General features: G+C 64.0%; 19 protein-coding genes and 1 tRNA gene. 7 read left to right on the top strand and 13 right to left on the bottom strand.

Annotated elements, in window-relative coordinates:
* Positions 1 to 76 precede the first annotated feature (76 nt).
* From IEW49_RS05500 to IEW49_RS05475, 6 genes are all read right to left on the bottom strand, one after another.
* Positions 77 to 778 carry a TadE/TadG family type IV pilus assembly protein gene (locus tag IEW49_RS05500; protein ID WP_188641737.1) on the bottom strand — a complete coding sequence of 234 codons (702 nt, stop codon included), beginning with the start codon at positions 776 to 778 and terminating at the stop codon, positions 77 to 79.
* Complete coding sequence (locus IEW49_RS05495) at positions 762 to 1,370, bottom strand: TadE/TadG family type IV pilus assembly protein (protein ID WP_229658094.1); 609 nt, start codon at positions 1,368 to 1,370, stop codon at positions 762 to 764. Before IEW49_RS05495 ends, IEW49_RS05500 begins: the two co-directional genes overlap by 17 nt.
* The gene (locus IEW49_RS05490) at positions 1,367 to 3,322 is read right to left on the bottom strand and encodes a TadE/TadG family type IV pilus assembly protein (protein ID WP_229658093.1); all 1,956 of its coding nucleotides are present in this window, start codon (positions 3,320 to 3,322) and stop codon (positions 1,367 to 1,369) included. The genes IEW49_RS05495 and IEW49_RS05490 overlap by 4 nt, the downstream gene beginning before the upstream one ends.
* Positions 3,323 to 3,421: 99 nt before the next feature.
* Positions 3,422 to 4,804: a pyruvate dehydrogenase complex E1 component subunit beta gene (locus tag IEW49_RS05485; RefSeq protein ID WP_188641735.1), complete on the bottom strand. Its 1,383-nt coding sequence runs from the start codon at positions 4,802 to 4,804 to the stop codon at positions 3,422 to 3,424.
* Between the two features lies 1 nt (position 4,805).
* The gene (gene pdhA, locus IEW49_RS05480; RefSeq protein WP_229658212.1) at positions 4,806 to 5,816 is read right to left on the bottom strand and encodes a pyruvate dehydrogenase (acetyl-transferring) E1 component subunit alpha; all 1,011 of its coding nucleotides are present in this window, start codon (positions 5,814 to 5,816) and stop codon (positions 4,806 to 4,808) included.
* A 201-nt stretch (positions 5,817 to 6,017) separates the two neighbouring features.
* Positions 6,018 to 6,350: an FtsB family cell division protein gene (locus IEW49_RS05475; RefSeq protein ID WP_188641733.1), complete on the bottom strand. Its 333-nt coding sequence runs from the start codon at positions 6,348 to 6,350 to the stop codon at positions 6,018 to 6,020.
* Between the two features lie 173 nt (positions 6,351 to 6,523).
* On the opposite strand from IEW49_RS05475, the gene hppD reads away from it, so the two are divergent.
* The 3 genes from hppD to IEW49_RS05460 all read left to right on the top strand — a co-directional run bounded on the left by hppD (position 6,524) and on the right by IEW49_RS05460 (position 9,438).
* Positions 6,524 to 7,642: a 4-hydroxyphenylpyruvate dioxygenase gene (gene hppD / locus IEW49_RS05470; protein ID WP_188641732.1), complete on the top strand. Its 1,119-nt coding sequence runs from the start codon at positions 6,524 to 6,526 to the stop codon at positions 7,640 to 7,642.
* Between the two features lie 95 nt (positions 7,643 to 7,737).
* Entirely contained in the window at positions 7,738 to 8,610 is an 873-nt protein-coding gene (locus IEW49_RS05465) for a mechanosensitive ion channel family protein (protein ID WP_188641731.1), read from the top strand.
* Between the two features lie 24 nt (positions 8,611 to 8,634).
* Positions 8,635 to 9,438: a MipA/OmpV family protein gene (locus IEW49_RS05460; RefSeq protein ID WP_188641730.1), complete on the top strand. Its 804-nt coding sequence runs from the start codon at positions 8,635 to 8,637 to the stop codon at positions 9,436 to 9,438.
* A gap of 122 nt (positions 9,439 to 9,560) precedes the next feature.
* On the opposite strand, the gene IEW49_RS05455 is transcribed toward IEW49_RS05460, so the two are convergent.
* From IEW49_RS05455 to grxC, 4 genes are all read right to left on the bottom strand, one after another.
* A tRNA-Arg gene (locus tag IEW49_RS05455) sits at positions 9,561 to 9,637 on the bottom strand.
* Between the two features lie 38 nt (positions 9,638 to 9,675).
* Positions 9,676 to 10,122 (bottom strand): DUF1178 family protein, encoded by a 447-nt coding sequence (locus IEW49_RS05450; RefSeq protein ID WP_188641729.1) that lies wholly within the window; start codon positions 10,120 to 10,122, stop codon positions 9,676 to 9,678.
* Complete coding sequence (locus IEW49_RS05445) at positions 10,119 to 10,955, bottom strand: carbon-nitrogen hydrolase family protein (RefSeq protein ID WP_268235615.1); 837 nt, start codon at positions 10,953 to 10,955, stop codon at positions 10,119 to 10,121. Before IEW49_RS05445 ends, IEW49_RS05450 begins: the two co-directional genes overlap by 4 nt.
* Complete coding sequence (gene grxC, locus IEW49_RS05440; RefSeq protein WP_188641728.1) at positions 10,952 to 11,224, bottom strand: glutaredoxin 3; 273 nt, start codon at positions 11,222 to 11,224, stop codon at positions 10,952 to 10,954. The genes IEW49_RS05445 and grxC overlap by 4 nt, the downstream gene beginning before the upstream one ends.
* 169 nt (positions 11,225 to 11,393) lie before the next feature.
* Here grxC and IEW49_RS05435 point away from each other — a divergent pair, with 169 nt between their 5' ends.
* Complete coding sequence (locus IEW49_RS05435) at positions 11,394 to 11,888, top strand: Hsp20 family protein (protein WP_188641727.1); 495 nt, start codon at positions 11,394 to 11,396, stop codon at positions 11,886 to 11,888.
* Between the two features lie 260 nt (positions 11,889 to 12,148).
* Here the strand turns inward: IEW49_RS05435 and pyrG are convergent, their stop codons facing one another.
* The 3 genes from pyrG to tpiA all read right to left on the bottom strand — a co-directional run bounded on the left by pyrG (position 12,149) and on the right by tpiA (position 15,096).
* Positions 12,149 to 13,786 carry a CTP synthase gene (pyrG, locus tag IEW49_RS05430; protein WP_188641726.1) on the bottom strand — a complete coding sequence of 546 codons (1,638 nt, stop codon included), beginning with the start codon at positions 13,784 to 13,786 and terminating at the stop codon, positions 12,149 to 12,151.
* Positions 13,787 to 13,883: 97 nt separating this feature from the next.
* The gene (gene secG, locus IEW49_RS05425) at positions 13,884 to 14,240 is read right to left on the bottom strand and encodes a preprotein translocase subunit SecG (protein ID WP_188641725.1); all 357 of its coding nucleotides are present in this window, start codon (positions 14,238 to 14,240) and stop codon (positions 13,884 to 13,886) included.
* Between the two features lie 79 nt (positions 14,241 to 14,319).
* Positions 14,320 to 15,096, bottom strand: coding sequence for a triose-phosphate isomerase (tpiA, locus tag IEW49_RS05420; protein WP_188641724.1), 777 nt, complete (start codon positions 15,094 to 15,096; stop codon positions 14,320 to 14,322).
* A gap of 219 nt (positions 15,097 to 15,315) precedes the next feature.
* Between tpiA and IEW49_RS05415 the strand changes: the two genes are divergently transcribed.
* Genes IEW49_RS05415 through IEW49_RS05405 form a run of 3 tightly spaced genes read left to right on the top strand, consistent with a single transcriptional unit; the run spans position 15,316 to position 19,605 of the window.
* The gene (locus IEW49_RS05415) at positions 15,316 to 17,250 is read left to right on the top strand and encodes a peptidylprolyl isomerase (protein WP_188641723.1); all 1,935 of its coding nucleotides are present in this window, start codon (positions 15,316 to 15,318) and stop codon (positions 17,248 to 17,250) included.
* A gap of 25 nt (positions 17,251 to 17,275) precedes the next feature.
* Entirely contained in the window at positions 17,276 to 18,772 is a 1,497-nt protein-coding gene (locus IEW49_RS05410; protein WP_188641722.1) for an anthranilate synthase component I family protein, read from the top strand.
* The gene (locus IEW49_RS05405) at positions 18,769 to 19,605 is read left to right on the top strand and encodes a phosphodiester glycosidase family protein (RefSeq protein WP_188641721.1); all 837 of its coding nucleotides are present in this window, start codon (positions 18,769 to 18,771) and stop codon (positions 19,603 to 19,605) included. Before IEW49_RS05410 ends, IEW49_RS05405 begins: the two co-directional genes overlap by 4 nt.
* Positions 19,606 to 19,607: the final 2 nt, after the last annotated feature.

The raw sequence follows: 19,607 nt of genomic DNA, 5'->3' as shown, positions 1-19,607 counted from the left end.
CCGCACCTCGCAGAGCATGCACCGCAAAAATGCAAGGGATTAGGCTGGCCCGCTGGCGAGCGGAGCGGGCGTCACGTCAGGAGCAGGCGTTCTTCTTGGTGCCCGTCAGGCCCTTTTCGTCGGGATCCTGCAGGTCGCGGTCGTCGCGCACGATGAAGGCCGCTTCCTCGCGCAGTTCGGTCGGGCCGCTCATGAAGCCCGGGAAGACCGAGGGATGGTCGTAGACGATCTCGACGAACATGACGGCGGTGTCCGTCGGCGCGGCGACGCGATTGCTGCCGCTGCCCATGCCGGTCATCTTGGTGCCGGTCATGCCGTTGTTGGTCGAATCATTGCCATAGGCGCTCGTGACCGACTTCGCGCCGATGCAGCGCTGCCAATGGATGAACTGGCGATCGGACACCGGATCGTATTCGAGGCTCGAGAGGATGATCCGCCCGTTGTTCGCGATATCGAGCTGCCCGGCCTGCTTCAGTGCGCCCTTCAGCACCACTTCGACCTGGTCTTCGGTGATCGTCGGCGCGACCGCATTGTTGTCGGTCTGCCCGAGACGCGAGGCATTGTCGGCGACCGAGAGGGTCAGCTGGCTGACCTGCATCTTCTGCGAGGCGAGAAACGCGATATCGAAGCCGTAGAGCCCGAGCATCATGAACACGGGCAAGACCATCGCGAACTCGACCACCGAAACGCCGGCCTCGTCGCGCAGCATGCGACTCAGCAGCGAGCGTGCGCCCCGAGCCCCGCCGCCGAAGGTGTTTTTGTCAGCAGGTCCCGGCATCGGCCCCGTATTCCTGCTGGTCGTCGAACGGCTGGTTCTTGCGCACGACGGTCGTCGAAATGCGACGTTTGCCGGTGCCGTTGTCGGCGAACGGATTGGGGAAAATCGGATCATATTCGACCGACACGGTGTACATCACCACGTCGTTTGCGCCGCCATTGCCGGATTTGCCGATGTCGGCATCCCACGAACCGCTGCCGTTCTCATCGATATAGGATTCGCCGTTGTTGCAGGTCCCGTTGCCATCGTCGTCGTTCCACTGCTCGGGGCGATCGATATCGTCGAAATCGTAGTAGCTCCTGCGCGACGAGGTGATCGTGGCGCCAGGTGCAATCTCGTCGAGCATCGCCTGCAGCTCTGCATCCGAAACCGCCGTATCGCCCGATTCGAGCGAGGAGGCACGCGCCGCTTCCTGCGCCGCGCCCTGCAGGGTCGCATTGGCCCATGCGGCCTGACCCATGTCGAAGACGCCGAGCAGGAGGGAGAAGAACACCGTGCAGATCAGCCCGAATTCGACTGCCGCGGTTCCCTCTTCCCCGTCCCGCATCGAACGCAGGAGCGCTCGGCGATGGATGGCCTGTCGTGCGATCACTGCACGATCCTCAATTCGCCGACGTCGCGGGCGATTTCCTGGAAAGCGGTGTTGAGCGACGATGCGGAATCGGCGGTGAACGAACTGTCGGGCGATGCGCAGGTGCTGAGCGTACTCGTGAGCGAGGTCGAGAAGGCGATCACCCACAGCCGGGTGCCGCGGGCCTTGATCGCTGCACACATCGCCAACAGCCGGTCATTGTGGCGCTTGTCCTGATCGGTATAGCCGTCGAGGGTTACCCGCCGATCGTGCCACTCGACCCCGCGCGCGGTCTTGCCCGAATAGGTGGTGTCCATCTGGCCATCGGTCATGAAGATGATGTGACGGCCGACCTTGCCGCCGTTCGGCGGGGTCGCGTTGACGTTCGAAGCGAACAGGCCGGTGGTCGAAATCATCCGCGCGCCCCAGATCATCCCGATGTCGTGATAGGTCGAGCCATTGGGAGAAAGCGCATCGGCATAGGCGTCGAACTGGGACTTCGTCATCGTTTTCAGCAATTGCGCAGGGCGCGGGCAGGACGAACCCACGTAGCTGCCATAATCGCTCTGGGAAGCGCTGGTCACGTATCGGTTCGAGGAATCGGTCCGGATATAGGTGACTTCGGGCCAATACGGCTTCCACCGGGTCGCATCGTTGGTCGGCGCGCTGTCGATATCGAGATCGTAAAGGTTCGACGGCGAAAAGCCTGTGATCGAACTGTAGCTGATCGATCCCGAGGCGACGGTATCGCGTTCCTCGATGCAGCCGGCCCAGGTCGAATTCTGGCTCGCTCCGTTCGATCCCGTCTTGGTGCTAACGGTCGCGCCGAGTTTGTACTGGCTCGTGTCGTAATCGACCGCCTTGTAGATGTAGCGGTCGAAAGACTTGACCGTCTCGGTCTTGTAGATCGGCTCCTCGGTCGATTTCTCGATCCAGTAATAGTCGATCGTTTCGGTGCGCTTGCGGATCCAATACCGTCCGTCGGACGACTTGTAGTAGCACTCATACGCCGTGCGACTGTAAGGATAGGTCGTGCGGGTCTCGGTGATGCGATTGTCATCGGCATCGATGTAGGTCGAGGTCGAAGTGGAGGTCGAGCCATAACGAACCCAGCTGGTGTTGCTGGGCTTGCTGTCGTTGCACGAGGAGGAATAGCGCCAGCTTCCGGAGTGGTCGCTCCAGCCACCCGCCTGGTAGTTGCCGACGCTATCCGAGGTGGTGACGACCGGAGCCTTGTAGGATTCAATCTCATCCGTGTTGCGCTGTACGTCGATATACTGCGCCTCGCGCGACTGGATCCGCGTCGTATCGGCGATCCAGCTCGAGTTCTCGGCGGTGAGCAGGTAGCCGACATTGACCGTGTGCGAATAGGGCACGAAGCCGTAGCGCACGCGCGCATTGGTCGCGCTGACCGTGGCGGCGAGCGAGGAATAGAAATTCTTCATCGCCGCGCGCAAGGCGACGATACGGTCGGTCGAATCGCTGCTCGAGATGTCCCAGCCCATCGACCCGGTGGTGTCGAGCACCATCATCACGTCGGCATTGCCCATCGACATCGACGCGGTGCAGTTCGACCGGATCAACATCGAGCTGAAGCCGAAGATATTCATCAGCGTCATCTTGAGGTCGGTGGAGGCCGTGCCGACGATGGTGTTGCCGTTGTCCGGCGTCGACGGCACGAACGAGGTGCTGCTGACGTCGCCGACATTCGCGAAGTTGACGTTGAAATATTCGCCGGCCACCTTCTTGGCGGTGGTATCGAGGCCATTGGTGGTGACCGATCGCCGACCCGCAAGTACCGCGGCGTCGCACGCGTTCTGCAGACGGTTCTGCGTCATGTAGGCGCGCGAGAGATCCACCCCGCCCCCGATGAGCGCGGCGAGCACTAGGGTCGCCACGGCCATGATCGGGAGGACGTTGCCTTCTTCCGACTTCCAGAACCGTGCCCAGAAGGGGTGCTTTGTGTTCTCCACCGGCTCCTCGTTCCTCGCAGCAATTGCCACGATGGAACTAGTGAGCGGTCGTAAACAATTCGCTAATGGCCCCATCCCGCGACGGAGACATCCAGCGGCTCAATCGCGGTAGCAAACCTTCTTGACCGCCTTCACGATCCGGTCGCTGTCGATCAGCGCGGCGGCCTCGAGATTCGCGGCGTAGGGCAGCGGCACGTCCTCGTCGGTCACCCGCAGGACCGGAGCGTCGAGATGGTCGAAGCCGTCTTCCATGCAGATCGCCATGATCTCCGAGGAGATAGAGCAGGTCGGCCAACCTTCTTCGGCGATGACGAGGCGATTGGTCTTGGCGAGCGAGGTGAGCACCGCTTCGCGATCGAGCGGGCGCAGGGTCCGAAGGTCGATCACCTCGGCGTCAATCCCCTCGCCCGCCAGTTCCTCCGCCGCCTCGAGCGCGAGGCCGACAGCGATCGAGTAGGCGACTATGGTGACGTCCGAACCTTCGCGCATGATCCGCGCCTTGCCGATCGGCAGGACATGGTCGTCGAGCTGCGCAACTTCGAAGCTACGACCATAGACGAGTTCGTTCTCGAGAAAGACCACCGGGTCCTCGCAGCGGATTGCCGCTTTCATCAGGCCCTTGGCGTCCTGCGCGTCGTAGGGCGCGATCACGATCAGGCCGGGAACGCTGGCATACCACGGACCATAGTTCTGGCTGTGCTGCGCGCCGACCCGGCTCGCCGCCGCATTGGGACCGCGGAACACCACCGGGCAGCGCATCTGGCCACCCGACATGTAATTGGTTTTCGCCGCCGAGTTCACGATGTGGTCGATCGCCTGCATCGCGAAGTTGAAGGTCATGAATTCGACGATCGGGCGCAGGCCACCCATCGCCGCACCGGTGCCGATCCCGGCAAAGCCGTACTCGGTGATCGGGGTGTCGATCACGCGCTTGGGGCCGAATTCCTCAAGCAGGCCCTGCGTGACCTTGTAGGCGCCCTGGTACTCGGCGACTTCCTCGCCCATCACGAAGACGCGATCGTCCAGCCGCATTTCCTCGGCCATGCCGTCGCGCAAGGCTTCACGCACGGTCAGCTTGACCACGTTGGTGCCCGACGGGATCTCGGGATCGTCGGCCTTCGGTTTGGCCGCAGGCTTCGTGATCTCGGCCTCGCTCTGGTCGCGCCCGACATCCTTGCCCTCGCCCGGAACGTCGTCGACTTCGGCGCTCTGGCTCGGCTGGGCGTCGGACATGTCCTCGCCCTCTTCGCCGATCATCGCGATCACGGTGCCGACCGCGACGCCCTCGGTGCCTTCCTCGACGAGGATCTTGCCGAGAATGCCTTCATCGACGGCTTCGAATTCCATCGTCGCCTTGTCGGTTTCGATTTCGGCGATGATGTCGCCAGCGACGACCTCGTCGCCTTCCTGCTTGAGCCACTTGGCGAGCGTGCCCTCTTCCATCGTCGGCGAGAGCGCGGGCATCTTCAGTTCGATCGCCATCTCAATACTCCCCCACCAGCACGTCGGTGTAGAGTTCGGACGGAGCGGGCTCGGGCGAACTCTCGGCGAAGTCGGCCGCCTCGGCGACGCGCGCCTTGATCGCCTTGTCGATCTCTTTCAGCTTGTCCTCCGATACGCCGCGCTCGAGCAGCACTTTCTTGGCGCCCTCGATCGGGTCGCTCTTCTCGCGCACGTCCTGCACTTCCTCGCGGCTGCGATATTTCGCCGGGTCGGACATCGAGTGCCCGCGATAGCGATAGGTGTTGAGTTCCATCAGCACCGGACCGCCGCCCTGGCGAACATAGTCCATCGCGATTTCGGCGGCGGCGCGCACTTCGAGCACGTCCATCCCGTTAACATCCATGCCGGGGATGCGGAAGGCGGTGCCGCGGCGGTAGAATTCGGTCTCGGCCGAGCTGCGCTTGACCGCGGTGCCCATCGCATAGCCGTTGTTCTCGACCACGAAGACGATCGGCAGGTTCCACAGCGCGGCCATGTTGAAGGTCTCGTAGACCTGGCCCTGGTTCGCCGCGCCGTCGCCGAAATAGGCGAGGCACAGCCCGCCATCCTCGTTGTACTGGTGTGCCAGCGCAAGCCCGCCGCCGAGTGCGACCTGCGCCCCGACGATGCCGTGCCCGCCGTAGAATTTATGCTCGGTCGAGAACATGTGCATCGACCCGCCCTTGCCCTTCGAGATGCCCGCCTGGCGCCCCGTAAGCTCGGCCATGATGACCTTGGGATCGATCCCGTAGGCGAGCATGTGGCCGTGATCGCGATAGCCTGTAATCACGCTGTCCTTGTCGCCGTCGAGCGCCGACTGGAGGCCGACCGCAACCGCTTCTTGGCCGATATAAAGATGGCAGAAGCCGCCGATCAGGCCGAGCCCGTAGAGCTGGCCCGCGCGCTCCTCGAAGCGGCGGATGAGCAGCATCTGCTCGTAGAATTCCATCAGCTCTTCGTCGCTGGCGTCGTAATGCCGTTTCGCTTCGAGCGCTTTCTGCAGATTGCGCAGCGCGAATTCCTCGCTCTCGGGATTCGTCGTCGCGGTCTGCTTCTTTGCCGGCGCCTTCTTCGTCGCAGTCTTGCGCGCGGGCGCCTTCTTGGGGGATTTGGCCAAGGATACCTCCGGGGAATGTGGGCGCGCTATAGCAGCCTTGCCGCGCGCGGCAACGCCGCAAGTGCCGCTACGGAAACCGCAATGGGGATAGCGCGATCAGTCGGCGTCCGCGCGGTCGATCGTGAGCACCACTTCATCGGGGTGAACGACGTTGAGCTTCTCGCGCAGCAATTCTCCGACGAGATCGGGATCGGCCCCCGACGGATCGAGCAAGGCGACGCGGTTCTCGAGTCGCGCCTGCTCCTGCTCAAGCGCGACGATCTGCGCCTGGCGATCCTGCAGCGCCTGGTCGAGCTCGCCCCAGGCGAGCAGCCCCGTCGGGCCGAGCACGGCGAACCCCGCCATCAGCAAGAGCGCGAGCAGAGCAAAGCCCTGTCCGGCCCCTCCCCGCTTCGCACCGCGCTGCAACCAAGACGTTAACCGTGTCATCCATTCCCTTGAATCAGAGAACCGATTCCGTGGCAAGCGGAATGTTAATGGAACGACAGCCCGCAACGATGGGTTGATTCATCGCAAGTGGAAGCTCCCGTGCTTGACTCGCCCCGCGACACCCCCCAAAGCGGTTTCAATTGAAACCAGTTTATACATCCGATGGTGAAATCATGACCGATCTGTTCGAAAATCCCGCCGGCCTCGATGGCTTCGAATTCGTCGAGTTCTGCGCGCCCGAAAAAGGCACGCTCGAACCCGTGTTCGAGGCGATGGGTTTCACCCATGTCGCCAATCACCGCAGCAAGGACGTCCAGCTGTGGCGCCAGGGCGGTATCAACCTGCTGACCAATTACGAACCGCACAGCGCGGCGTGGTACTTCGCCCGCGAGCACGGCCCCTCGGCCTGCGGCATGGCGTTCCGCGTGCGCGACATCGCCGAAGCCTGGGACCACCTAGTCGAAGCCGGCGCGCAGCCGGTCGAAACCGAGACCGGACCGATGGAACTCAACATCCCCGCGATCAAGGGAATCGGCGGCGCGAACCTCTACCTCGTTGACCGCTATGATCGCGGCAATGGCGAGCTTACGATCTACGACATCGACTTCGATTTCATCGAAGGCGTCGATCCGCACCCCGTGGGTGCCGGCTTCAACGTGATCGATCACCTGACCCACAACGTCTATAACGGCCGAATGGCCTACTGGGCCGATTACTACGAAAAGCTGTTCAACTTCCGCGAGATCCGCTTCTTCGACATCAAGGGTGAATATACCGGCCTCACCTCGAAGGCGCTGACCGCCCCGGACGGCAAGATCCGCATCCCGCTCAACGAGGAAGGCGATGGCGGCAAGGGTCAGATCGAAGAGTTCCTGCGCGAGTTCAACGGCGAAGGCATCCAGCACATCGCGCTGATCTGCGACGACCTCGTGGCTTGCTGGGACCGCCTCAAGGACTTCGGTGTGCCATTCATGACCGCACCGCCCGAAACCTATTACGAGATGCTCGACGACCGCCTGCCCGGACACGGCGAGCCGGTCGACGAATTGAAGGCCCGCGGGATTCTGCTCGACGGCACCACCGAAGGCGGCCAACCCCGCCTGCTGCTCCAGATCTTCGCCGAGGCTCAGGTCGGCCCGGTGTTCTTCGAGTTCATCCAGCGCAAGGGCGACGACGGCTTCGGCGAGGGTAATTTCAAGGCCCTGTTCGAAAGCATGGAGCGCGACCAGATCAAGCGCGGCGTGCTCTCGGTCGAGGATGCCAAGACGGTCGAGGCCGAACCCGCCGAGTAGCAACCCGCCGCCATTGCGGAACATCTCGCCCCCGTTCTCATTGTAGCTGAAACGACCGCACCTGACGGTCGCAGCCAGGGAACGGGGGCTTTTTCATGGATTACGTCGGTACGTTGACCGACCAGGTGCAGGGCATGATGCGCGGTTTGGTCGCCTCCCTGCCCTCCTTCGCGATCGCGCTGGTGATCCTGCTGATCACCTGGATCGTTGCGAAGTTCGCGGTCCGCATCGTCGATGCGCTGACCGGCAAGACCACCTTGCGGCCCAGCCTGAAGAACCTGGTCGACACGCTCGCCAAGCTGGTGATCTGGATCGTCGGCCTGATGATCGCGCTGATGGTCGTGCTCCCGGGCATGACTCCGGCGAGCCTGATCGCCGGTCTTGGCATAGGTGCGGTCGCGATCGGCTTTGCCTTTCAGGACATCTTCGAGAATTTCCTCGCCGGCGTGCTGATCATGCTGCGCGAGAAGATGCGCATCGGCGACATCATCGAATGCGAGGGCATCACCGGCAAGGTCGAACACATCACCCTGCGCGAAACGCATGTCCGCAAGCTCTCGGGCGAGCTGACGATCGTGCCCAATTCGATCCTCTTCAAGAACCCGGTCGAGATCCTGACCGATCACGATATCCGTCGCCACGAACTGGTCTGCGGCGTGTCCTACGATACCGATCTCGACCACGCGGCGCAGGTGATCGAGAAATCGGTCCGCGCGGTCGACGGGATCCAGCTCGACAAGGGGCTCGATGTCTTTGCGGTCGAATTCAATTCGAGCTCGGTCGATTTCAAGGTCCGCTGGTTCGCCAAGTCGACCCCGCGCGGCATGTGGGAAAGCCAGGACAAGGTCATCCGCGCGATCAAGCGCGGGCTCGACGATGCCGGGATCGAGATCCCGTTCCCCTATATCACCCATACCTTCAAGGAACGCGTGCCGATGGGCAGCGAACCCGGCGAAACCGCCGCATAATCCGTCTTGGAAGAAAGAGGTCGCATGCCTATCAATTCCCGTACCCTCACCGCTGCCATTGCGAGCGGCTGCGCCCTGCTCGCCAGTCCGGCCGCGGCGCAGGACGATCCTTCGGACGGCGCGAAGCGCACCCGCGTCGCGCTCGGCCCGCAGGTCAAGCCGAGTTGGCCGGGAGCGGAGGACGTGTCCTTCGGTCCGCTGGTCGATTTTGCCACCGCATACGGCGACACGCCGTTCGAATTTGAGGCGCCCGACGAAAGTTTCGGCTTTGCGGTTGCCACCTCGGACGATTTCGCCGTGGGTCCGGTGCTTAGCTTCGAGAGCAAACGCGACAGCGCCGATGTCGGCGGCGTGCTGCCCGACGTCGATTTCTCGCTCGAGGTCGGGGGCTTCGTGAATTACACGGTCTCGGAAAATTTCCGCCTGCGTGCAGAGGCGCGGCAAGGCGTGACCGGGCACGAAGGTTTCATCGCCGTGCTCGGTGCCGATTTCATAACGCGCGACGCCGACGAATACCTGCTCTCGATCGGGCCGCGCGTCACGCTCGCGGACAGCAGCTACCAGGACGCATATTATTCGGTCACCCCCGCGCAATCGATCGCGTCGGGCCTCCCGGCCTACGATGCTTCGGGCGGTGTCCAGTCGGTCGGCGTTGTGATCGGCTACATCCAGCAACTGAGCGAGCGCTGGGGCATCTACACCTATGCGGAATACGACCGCCTGGTCGATGATGCGGCGAATTCGCCGGTGGTGACGACCTTCGGCTCGCGCGACCAGTATTCGGGCGGGATCGCGTTGACCTACACCTTCGACGGCGGAATTTTCTGACAAGGTGGGGCGCGCGACAGGATAGGCGCCTGCGGCGCCGTCTTCGCTTCACTCAGACTCCGAAGGAGCTTCGACCATGAGGAACCGAACCACCCTCGCCCACCCCTGCGGGTGAGCGCGAGTGGTGCGCCCGACAGGATTCGAACCTGTGGCCCCCAGATTAGGAATCTGGTGCTCTATCCTACTGAGCTACGGGCGCCCGTCCCGGCCCATAGGAAACCGATGGGGAACTGACAATCAGTTGAGTTTGTCGGGCGGTGTGACCGGCAGCGGGAGCGGCGCAACCCCGATGCCCTCGTCGAGCATTTCCTTGGCATCGGCGAGCGTTGCCTCACCGTGGATCGGGCTACTGTCCCGCTCGCCGTAATGCATCTGCCGCGCGCGTTCGGCAAAGTCCTTGCCGACCCATTGCGAGTTCTCGAGCGCCTTGGCCTGCATCCGGGCGAGCGCATCAAGTGCAGCCTTGGTCGCATCCGGTTGTCCGCTTGCCATGTGCAGGGCTTCGCCGTGCGAGCCCTTGCTCGGAACGGCCGGGGCCATCGGCGCCTTGCGGATCTGCTTGCACCCGCATTGCGGACAGGCAAGCAACCCGTCCTCGCTCTGACGCGCAAAATCGTCCGAGCTGGAGAACCAGCCTTCGAAGCGGTGTCCATGCGTCGCGCAGGAGAGGTCGTAGACGATCATCGCGGCGGAAGATCGGGGATGGCGCGCCGGTTTGCAAGGCTCGGGAGCCTGCCTCGCACCTCCTCGATCCGGTTACGATCGATCGTGGCGTAGCCGAGGCCGGATCCGTCTTCGCCGAGATCGAGCAGCACTTCGCCCCAAGGATCGACCACGAGGCTGTGACCGAAGGTCCGGCGCCCGTCCTCGTGATGGCCGCATTGCGCTGCCGCGACGACGTAGGCGCTCGCCTCGATCGCCCGCGCGCGCTGCATCACGTGCCAGTGCTCCTTGCCCGTTGGTACGGTGAAAGCGGCGGGGATTGCGATGATGTCGCACCGGGCCCGGCCGAGCGCATCGTACAGCGCGGGGAAGCGGATATCGTAGCAGATCGTCAGCCCGAGCCGACCAACCGGAGTGTCGACCACTGCGATCGCATCGCCTGCATCGTAGGCGTTGGATTCACGCCAGTCGTCCCCATCGCCGAGCTCGACGTCGAACATGTGGAGCTTGTCATAGCGGGCGACGATTTCTCCGCGATCGTCGATCACGAAAGCACGATTGGCCCAGCGCCCCTCCCCCTTGTCGATCGCGAGCGACCCAATCGAGATCCAGGTCGCGTTCTCGCGCGCCGCCTCGCGCATCCGTGCCAGGACCTGATCGTCTTCCTCGCGCCGGATGCTCTCCGCCGCGCGCTTGCGATCGCGATCGACTAAGCCGCTCATTTCGGGCGTGAACATCATCGTCGCGCCGTTCCGGGCCGCTTCGCCCGCGGCATCGGCCATGAAGGCCGCGTTGGCGCGCGGGTCGAGCCCCGAACGCATTTGCAGCACCGCGATCTTGTGCGGGTCGCTCACAGCCCGAGGAGTTCGTCGAGCTTGCCCTCGGCATCGATCCGCGCGAGGTCGTCCGAACCGCCGATCGCGCGGTCATCGATGAAGATCTGCGGCACGGTGCGCGAACCCGGCGCGCGCTCGACCATTTCGGCGCGCCTCTCCTCGTTGCCGGCGATCTCGTACTCGGTCACCTCGACCCCCTTGCGATCGAAGACCGACTTTGCCCGGATGCAATAAGGGCAACCCCATTTGACGTACATTTCAACCTTGGGCTGCGGATTGTCCGCCATGCAATATCCTTTCGCGCAATCGGGTGAACGAGACACTTGCAGCGCTCCCGACCCGTACTATCTTGTTCCTGTATCGCGGCCCTGAAGGGCGCGGTGCATATCGTCAACGGGCCGCCGCCTATGCGGGTCCCGTGTTTTGCAGATTGCTCTTTAACGGAGGATTTGAATTATGAGTCGTTTCGATTTCACCCCCTATCGCCGCAACACCGTCGGTTTCGACCGGCTCTTCGAAGTACTCGAGAATGCAGCGCGCCAGAACAGCGGCGACAATTACCCCCCCTTCAATATCGAGCGCCGCGGCGATGACGAATATCGCATCACGCTGGCGGTGGCCGGGTTCAAGCCGGCCGATCTCGACATCACCGCGCAGCAGAACCTGCTGACCGTCAAGGGCGCTCGCCCCGACGGCGAACAGGACGGCGATTTCCTCCATGTCGGTATCGCCCAGCGCGGTTTCGAACGCCGCTTCGAGCTGGCCGATTTCGTCCGGGTCTACGATGCCAAGCTGGAAGACGGCCTGCTGGTGATCGACCTGTTGCGAGAAGTGCCCGAGGCGATGAAGCCGAAGAAGATCGCGATCGGCGGCGAACAGCCGAAGACGATCGAGGCCGATCCCAAGCACTCCGATGCCCAGGCTTCGAACGACGATCAGGTCGCGGCCTGATCTTTCCAGATCGCTGAAACGATAGAGGGGGCGAACCGGGTGAGTTCGCCCCCTCACGACGCCTGAGCGCCGTCCTGTCCGCGGATGACCGTCCGGGTCGCAGAAGACGATCGCCTGCAAGACAAGCCAGATAAACGCGCGTTGGCGAACGCCAGCGACCGTGTCTCTTGTCCGGCGACCTATATCAAATGATGAAACTAGGCAAAGGCCTAGGCGAAAAAGTTTGAAGCCGTCCGATTTCAGGAAGGTTCTTCGCGACCTCAGACAAGCCGCGATTGCTCGACCGCCGCGCCGATGAAGCCCGCGAACAGCGGATGTGGATCGAACGGCTTGCTCTTGAGCTCCGGATGGTACTGAACGCCAACGAAAAACGGGTGGTCCGGGCGTTCGACAACTTCGGGCAGCAATCCGTCCGGCGACATTCCTGCGAACTTGAGCCCGCCCGCTTCGAGGCCTTCGCGATAGGCGCTGTTGACTTCATAACGATGACGGTGGCGTTCGGAAATTTCCTCAGCTCCGTAGATTTCCGCGACCCGACTGCCTTTCGCGAGCTGCGCCGGATAGGCCCCGAGTCGCATCGTCCCGCCGAGATCGCCGTCCTTGGCGCGCTTCTCGAGCCCTTCCTTGCCCATCCATTCGGTGATGATCCCGACGACGGGTTCGTTGGTTTCGCCGAATTCGGTCGAACTGGCGGCGGACACGTCGGCCGTGTTTCGGGCGCCCTCGATGCACGCCATCTGCATGCCGAGGCAGATCCCGAGGAAGGGGACCTTGCGTTCGCGGGCGAAACGCACCGAGGCGATCTTGCCCTCCGAACCGCGTTCGCCGAACCCGCCGGGCACGAGGATCCCGTGCAGCGGTTCGAGTGCCGAGGCGATCTCGGAATCGTCCTCGTTCTCGAACACTTCGGCGTCGATCCAGCGGATATTGGTCTTCACGCGGTGCGCGAGCCCGCCATGGATCAAGGCCTCGTTCAACGATTTGTAGGCGTCCTGGAGCCCGACATACTTGCCGACCACGCCGATCGTCACTTCGCCTTCCGGATTGAAGTAGCGGTCGGTGACGTCTTCCCAGCGCGCGAGATCGGGATCGGGCGCGTCGGTGATACCGAAGCCACGCAGCACTTCGCTGTCGAGCCCTTCTCGGTGATATTGCAGCGGCACCGAATAGATCGAAGGCGCGTCGAGGGCCTGGATAACCGACTCGGTGCGCACGTTGCAGAATTGCGCGATCTTGCGCCGCTCGGTCTCGGGCAGCGGGTGCTCGGTGCGGCACAGCAGGACATCGGGCTTGATCCCGAGCGACGCCAGTTCGCGGACCGAATGCTGGGTCGGCTTGGTCTTGAGCTCGCCCGCGGCCGCGATGAAGGGCACTAGCGTCACGTGCACCGACAGCGACTGCATCGGTTCTAGCTCGTTCCGGAGCTGGCGGATCGCTTCCATGAACGGGAGCGATTCGATATCGCCCACCGTGCCGCCGATCTCGCACAGGATGAAATCGAGATCGTCCTGGTCGGCGAGCGCGAATTCCTTGATCGCATCGGTTACGTGCGGGATCACCTGCACCGTCGCGCCGAGATAGTCGCCGCGCCGCTCGCGCGCGATGATCTGCTGGTAGATCCGACCCGAGGTGATGTTGTCGCTCTGGCGCGCCGACACGCCGGTGAAGCGCTCGTAATGTCCGAGGTCGAGATCGGTCTCGGCGCCGTCGTCGGTGACGTAGACCTCGCCGTGCTGATACGGGCTCATGGTGCCCGGATCGACGTTCAGGTATGGATCGAACTTGCGAATGCGAACTTTGTAGCCGCGCGCCTGCAGCAACGCGCCGAGCGATGCCGCCATGAGACCTTTGCCGAGCGAGGAGACCACGCCGCCGGTGATAAAAATGTACCGCGCCATGGGAGTTGAGCCTTAGGGATAGCGCGCGCGGTTACGCAAGCACCAATCGGCGCAATCCACACATCGCTTGGAGAAAAATATTTGCGAAGGGGTGGCGCTATTCCTGCGCCGCGCCAGCCAGCGGATCATCGTCCGCCGGGGCTTCGGTCGGGCCCGGCTGGACCGGCGCCGCAGGCCCCGTCGGGACCGAGCGGTCGAGCGAGGTGTCGACCGTGCGGGCGCCGGTGTTCTCGACCGCCAGCGCAGCGAGAGCGATCGACAGAATCACGAACAGGGTCGCGAGGATGCTGGTCGCGCGAGTCAGGAAGTCCGCCGCGCCGCGCGCACTCATCAATCCGCCCGGGCTCCCGCCGATGCCGAGCCCGCCCCCTTCGGAGCGCTGCATCAGGACCACGGTGACGAGTGCAGCAGCGACGATTGCCTGGATGACGGTGAGGAAAATGAAGAGCGACATGGGAAACTTCCGTTCGGATCAGTGTTCGCGCCATTTAGGCGCGACGACGGATCGGTTCAAGCGAAGGGGCTGATGAAGCTCAGTCGCGCGCGTCGTCGGCCGCGGCAATGATGATCGCGCCGAAACTTTCATTGGTGAGGCTCGCCCCGCCAACGAGTGCGCCGCCGACTTCGGGACAACCGAGGATCTCGAGTGCGTTTTCGGCCTTGACCGAACCGCCGTAGAGGATGCGCACTTCGGCCCCGTTATCGCCGAAGGCTTCGCACAGCTTGGCGCGGATCGCATCGTGCATCGCGTTGATATCGTCGAGCGAGGGAACGCGCCCGGTGCCGATCGCCCAGATCGGCTCGTAGGCGACGGCGAGACGTGCCGAGACGGGCTCCCCCTCGTCGCCATTGCCGACATCGGGAAGGCAGGCGAGCAGCTGGCGGGTGACGGTCGCTTCCGCGGTGCCGGCATCGCGCTGTTCCTCGGTTTCGCCGACGCACAGGATCACGTTGAGGCCAGCGGCGAGCGCCGCTTCGGACTTCGCCTTGACCTGCGGATTGGTTTCGCCGTGATACTGGCGGCGTTCGCTATGACCGAGAATCGCGAAGCTGGCGCCTGCATCCTTGAGCATCGATGCGGAGATATCGCCGGTATAGGCGCCGGTTTCCTCCGAATGGCAATCCTGGCCACCCACATCGATCGAATCGACCGCATCGCGCATGGCATGAATCAGCGTGTGCGGCGGGGCGATTCCGACGCGAACCTGGGGCCATTTGGCCGCCACGCGGTCGATCGCGCGCGCTTCGGCGAGCGAATTGCGCGTACCGTTCATCTTCCAATTGCCGATAATATAGGGGCGATGGCCCATCTTGTTCCCTCGAAAATCTACGACCCGTTACGCCGATGTAGGCGCGAAAGACCGGGCTGCTAGGTCTGAACTCGCAACTTGTCAAAACCCCAGCGGGGCAATTGCCCGATAAGCGCGATCGATGGTTGCTCCGAGGCCACAGCAGCTTTACATCGCCCGCCATAGCCGCGCATCCGGGCGGCCACCCTGCATTCATACTCAGTGGGTTCTCACGCCAGCATGATCACTCTCTTCCGCAAGTTCTTCCAGTCCAAGCTCGGGATCGGCATCACCCTCGCCTTCCTCGGCCTCATCGCACTTGCCTTCGCCAGCAGCGACGTCGCCAATACCGGAAGTTTCGGCGGCATTGCTGGCGGGGAAACGGTGGCGGAAGTCGGCGGCACCTCGATCGACACGTCCGAACTGCGCGCCGCGGCCGAGATCGCGTATAACAGTGCCCGCCGCGAAAACCCCAATCTCACCATGCAGGAGTTCATTGCCGGCGGCGGCCTCGAGGGTGCCCTCGACAATTTGATCCAGCGTGCCGCGATCTCCGAATACGGCCGGAAGCACGGCATCATCGCCAGCGAACGCCTGATCGACAGCGAGCTCGCCCAGATCCCCGCCTTCGCCGGGCTCGACGGCAATTTCAGCCGCGAAGCCTTCGAGCAGGCATTGCGCCAGCAGGGGCTGACAGAGAAAATGGTGCGCGACGATTTGCGCCAGGCGCTGGTGATCCGGCAATTGCTCGCCCCCGCCCAGATCGCCTCTAGCTTCCCCGAGGAACTCGCGTTTCGTTACACCACGCTGCTGCGCGAGAGCCGTCGCGGCAAGATCGCCACGATCCCGTCGAGCGCCTTCGCTCCCGAAGCCGATCCGAGCGACAAGCAGCTGACCGATTTCTACGCCAAGAACCGGGCGCGTTTCACCATCCCCGAACGCCGCGTGATCCGCTATGCCCGCTTCGGCGCCGATTCCATCGGCGAGATCGCGGCTCCGACGCCGGAGGAAATCCGCGCCCGCTACGAGGCCGATGCCGAGCAATACCGGGCGAAGGAACAGCGCACGATCACTCAGCTGATCGCACCGACCGAGGCCGGCGCCAATGCGATCCTCGCCAAGGTCCGCTCGGGGCAGACGCTGGCCGCCGCCGCGCAGGGCACCGGCCTAAGCCCGTCCGAACAGACGACCGAGCGCGACGCCTATGCTTCGGCATCGAGCGCTGCGGTCGCTCGCGCGGTTTTCGAAGGTAACGAAGGGCAGACCGTCGGCCCGGTGCGTAGTCCGCTCGGTTGGCACATCGTCGCGATCGATGACGTCACCCGCACCGAAGGGCGGAGCCTCGCGCAGGTCCGGGACGAAATCGTCGCGGCGCTCACCGAGCAAAAGCGCCGCGAAGCGCTCAACCAGTTCGCCGAGGATGTCGAGGACGGCTTCGCGTCGGGCTCGACGCTGGCCGACGTGGCCGGCGAGCTCGGCGTCGAGGTCGAGCAGACGCGGCCTGCACTGGCGAGCGGCGTCATCTATGGTTCGCAGGAGCGCGTGCCCGAACTGCTCGAACCGGTGCTGACGACCGTCGCCGCGATGGAAGAGGACAGCGATCCGATCCTCGCCGAAATCGTGCCGGGCGAGGAGTTCCTGATTTTCGACGTCGCCCAGTTCGACGAGGCCGCCCCGCCCCCGCTCGCGCAGATCAAGGCCCGCGTGACCGCGGCGTGGAAACTCGATCGCGGCGCGGCGGCGGCAAAGGAGGCAGCCGACAAAGTGCTCGCCGCAGTGCGTAACGGCAAGGATCTCGACGAGGCGATCGCCGACATCGAGACGACCCTCCCGCCGGTCGATGACATCAATCTCGCGCGCCAGGCACTCACCGCCCGGCAGCAGCGTGTCCCGCCGCCGCTCGCGCTGATGTTCGCGATGGCCGAGGGCACGATCAAGAAGCTCGAAGCACCGTCCAATGCCGGCTGGTTCGTGGTCCTCCTCGACGAGATCATCCCGGGCGAAGTCGATCGCGACGATCCTGCGATTGCGCAGGCGCGAACCGAACTCGGCCGCGTCGCGGGCCAGGAATTCGCCGAACAGCTCGACAAGGCGATCCAGAAGGAAGTCGGCGTGACCCGCAACGACAATGCGATCCGCGCGGTCGTCGAAGAACTCACCGGCCAGGGCCGCTAAGGGGCAGATCGACGATGGACCCGCAATGGCACCGCTCGGGAAAGCGGACGCGCGCGACGCGCTAGCGCAAGGCCGGCCGGCCTTTATCTGGCAACGCCTTGTCGCCGACGAGACCACGCCCGTTGGCGCGGCCGCGCGCCTGATCGAGCCCGGGCGCGGTGATTTCCTGCTCGAATCGGTCGAAGGGAACGCGCATCGCGGGCGTTACAGCCTGCTCGGGCTCGATCCCGATCTGGTCCTGCGCGCCCAGTCCCGCAGCGCTGAGATCAATCGGGGCTGGGCAGAGAATCGCGACGCCTTTGTACCCATTCAGCAGCCCCCGCTCGAGGCGCTGCGCGCGCTGCTCGACGAGATCCGCACCGACATTCCCGCCGACCTGCCGCCTGCCATCGCGACGCTGGTCGGTTATTTCGCCTATGAGAGCTATGGGTGGATCGAGCCAGTCGAACGAGCGCCCGGTGAAGGGCTCGGCACCCCCGACCTGTTCTTCGTGCGTCCGCGCTGCCTGCTGGTGTTCGACAACATCGGCGACGAGCTGTTCGTAATCGCACCACTTTACCCCGATGAGTCCGGCCCGGAGACCGTCATTGCGGAGGCAGCCGCGCGCATCTCGGCGACGATCGCCGCGCTTTCCCGTCCCTCGCGATCCGACGATCAGGCAATGCTTTCGACCGGTTCGGTCCGCCATATTGTCGCGCCCGAGGACTACGAAGCGCGGGTGGTCAGGGCGAAGCAGCTGATTTCGGCAGGCGACATTTTCCAGGTCGTACTCGCCCAGCGGTTCACGAGCGACTTTGCGCTGCCCCCCCTGTCGCTCTATCGCGCGCTGCGACGGGTGAACCCCTCGCCCTTCCTGTTCCATCTCGACCTGCCCGGCTTCGCATTGGTCGGTTCGAGCCCCGAAATCCTCGTCCGGCTGCGCCATGGAGAAGTGGCGATCCGCCCGATCGCCGGCACCCGGCCGCGCGGCAAGAGCGAGGCCGAGGATCGCGCGCTCGAGGCCGAATTGCGCGCCGACCCCAAGGAATGCGCAGAACACCTGATGCTGCTCGACCTCGCACGCAATGATATCGGCCGGGTCGCCCAAGCCGGCAGCGTAACGGTGACCGAGAGCTTCGGCTGCGAGCGGTACAGCCATGTCATGCATCTCGTCAGCCATGTCACCGCCCGGCTGGACGAGAGCCGAGCCGACCCGCTCGACGCGCTGTTCGCCGGATTCCCTGCGGGCACCGTCAGCGGGGCCCCGAAAATCCGCGCCTGCCAGGTGATTGCCGAACTCGAGGACGAACCGAGGGGTCCATACGCCGGAGCGGTCGGATACTTTGCGCCCGACGGTTCCTTCGACTCCTGCATCACGCTACGCACCGCCATCGTGAAAGACGGAACAATGCATGTCACCGCGGGCGCCGGAATCGTCGCCGACAGCGATCCCGCCGCCGAGCAGCGCGAATGCGAGGCGAAGGCCGGTGCGCTGTTCGCCGCCGCGCGCGAGGCCTATCGCGTTGTCGGAGATCAGGCATGAGGGTACTTCTTGCCCTCGCCGCCCCGCTGGCGCTCACCGCTTGCGATCAACCGCAGGCAGGCGATCCGGTCGGCCGCTCCGAAATCGGGGGCGAGGCGGTTGCCCTCGAGACGACCTCGCCTACCCCTGAGGTTACGCCCGAACCTTCCCGAGAATCCGCCTGCCGCACGGTCGAATTCGAGAAGGTCCAGCTGACACACTGCATTGCCGATCCGGCCAAGCATCGCATCCGCACCGCGCTCGCGCCCGAAGGGGGCAGCCCGTGGCGCAGCCTTTCCGCACTCTCGGACGCGCTCGGCGAAAGCCGTGCCAAGGTCGCCTTCGCGACCAATGCAGGGATGTTCGATGGCGCAGGCAAGCCGATCGGCTATTACGTCGAGAATGGCGAACGACTGAAGGAGCTCAACCGCGCCGAGGGCAGCGGCAATTTCCACCTTTCCCCGAACGGCGTGTTCTTCGGCAGTGGGGGTAGCTGGCGGGTGCTCCCGACCGACCAGTTCTACGCCACGGTCGGCGACCGGCCACAATTCGGCACCCAGTCGGGCCCGATGCTGGTGGTGGACGGCAAGCTGCACCCCGAATTCCAGGCTGATGGTCCCTCGGTCCGCACCCGTAACGGCGTCGGCGTCGATGCGCGGGGCCGTGCGCATTTCGTGATCAGCGAGATGCCTCTGAGCTTCGGCAAGTTCGCGCGCTTCTTCCGCGACGAACTCAAGACTCCCAACGCGCTCTATCTCGACGGTGGCGTTTCGGCTCTGTGGGACCCGGCCAGGAACCGCCTCGACAAGGGATCGTCGATCGGCCCGATGCTGGTCGTCGAAGACAAAGACTAACG

It is taken from the genome of Pseudoblastomonas marina (assembly GCF_014641655.1).
Classification (GTDB): domain Bacteria; phylum Pseudomonadota; class Alphaproteobacteria; order Sphingomonadales; family Sphingomonadaceae; genus Alteriqipengyuania_A; species Alteriqipengyuania_A marina.
Note: the sequence above shows the minus strand (reverse complement) of the source record. Positions and strands in the feature narration are given on the sequence as shown.

What these genes read in the sequence shown, in the direction of transcription:
- IEW49_RS05500 (WP_188641737.1), bottom strand. Translation starts at nt 778, where the DNA reads ATGCCGGGACCTGCTGACAAAAACACCTTCGGCGGCGGGGCTCGGGGC.
- IEW49_RS05485 (WP_188641735.1), bottom strand. Translation starts at nt 4,804, where the DNA reads ATGGCGATCGAACTGAAGATGCCCGCGCTCTCGCCGACGATGGAAGAG.
- IEW49_RS05475 (WP_188641733.1), bottom strand. Translation starts at nt 6,350, where the DNA reads ATGACACGGTTAACGTCTTGGTTGCAGCGCGGTGCGAAGCGGGGAGGG.
- hppD (WP_188641732.1), top strand. Translation starts at nt 6,524, where the DNA reads ATGACCGATCTGTTCGAAAATCCCGCCGGCCTCGATGGCTTCGAATTC.
- IEW49_RS05465 (WP_188641731.1), top strand. Translation starts at nt 7,738, where the DNA reads ATGGATTACGTCGGTACGTTGACCGACCAGGTGCAGGGCATGATGCGC.
- IEW49_RS05460 (WP_188641730.1), top strand. Translation starts at nt 8,635, where the DNA reads ATGCCTATCAATTCCCGTACCCTCACCGCTGCCATTGCGAGCGGCTGC.
- IEW49_RS05450 (WP_188641729.1), bottom strand. Translation starts at nt 10,122, where the DNA reads ATGATCGTCTACGACCTCTCCTGCGCGACGCATGGACACCGCTTCGAA.
- grxC (WP_188641728.1), bottom strand. Translation starts at nt 11,224, where the DNA reads ATGGCGGACAATCCGCAGCCCAAGGTTGAAATGTACGTCAAATGGGGT.
- IEW49_RS05435 (WP_188641727.1), top strand. Translation starts at nt 11,394, where the DNA reads ATGAGTCGTTTCGATTTCACCCCCTATCGCCGCAACACCGTCGGTTTC.
- pyrG (WP_188641726.1), bottom strand. Translation starts at nt 13,786, where the DNA reads ATGGCGCGGTACATTTTTATCACCGGCGGCGTGGTCTCCTCGCTCGGC.
- secG (WP_188641725.1), bottom strand. Translation starts at nt 14,240, where the DNA reads ATGTCGCTCTTCATTTTCCTCACCGTCATCCAGGCAATCGTCGCTGCT.
- tpiA (WP_188641724.1), bottom strand. Translation starts at nt 15,096, where the DNA reads ATGGGCCATCGCCCCTATATTATCGGCAATTGGAAGATGAACGGTACG.
- IEW49_RS05415 (WP_188641723.1), top strand. Translation starts at nt 15,316, where the DNA reads ATGATCACTCTCTTCCGCAAGTTCTTCCAGTCCAAGCTCGGGATCGGC.
- IEW49_RS05410 (WP_188641722.1), top strand. Translation starts at nt 17,276, where the DNA reads ATGGCACCGCTCGGGAAAGCGGACGCGCGCGACGCGCTAGCGCAAGGC.
- IEW49_RS05405 (WP_188641721.1), top strand. Translation starts at nt 18,769, where the DNA reads ATGAGGGTACTTCTTGCCCTCGCCGCCCCGCTGGCGCTCACCGCTTGC.